Source organism: Neisseria oralis, from assembly GCF_045062685.1.
GTDB lineage: Bacteria > Pseudomonadota > Gammaproteobacteria > Burkholderiales > Neisseriaceae > Neisseria > Neisseria oralis.
In genome coordinates this window covers 1-272 of the sequence record NZ_JBJGEB010000058.1, presented here as the reverse complement: position 1 = coordinate 272, position 272 = coordinate 1, and the positions used below count along the sequence as shown (strand labels likewise).

Annotated in this window: 1 protein-coding gene; it reads right to left on the bottom strand. The window is 62.9% G+C overall.

Going from position 1 to position 272, the window contains the following annotated elements; genetic code table 11:
- Window positions 1-3: 3 nt before the first annotated feature.
- On the bottom strand, window positions 4-272 hold a 269-nt coding region (locus ACI43T_RS12070; RefSeq protein WP_405387357.1), incomplete at its 5' end, for a helix-turn-helix domain-containing protein.

Below are 272 nucleotides of genomic sequence, written 5' to 3'. Positions count from 1 at the left end.
GGGTTATGAGGTGCTTTTGATGCGGAACAATTCCCAAAACGCCGGGTGCATCTTGCGGTTTCCGGCCTCCCATTCCTGCCACCCGCGCAGGGTGCAGTGGATGAGCGCGGCGGCAGCAGTTTGCGAAAGCCCGGCTGCTTCACGAGCGGCGCGGACTTGCTCAGGTAATGGGTTTGCCGAAGGGCCTCGCGGCCCCCGGTTTGGATGTGTCGGCATTTCAGGCAATACCGCGTTCGGTGGCACGGCGCATGCAGAAGCGAGCGTTGCGAAGC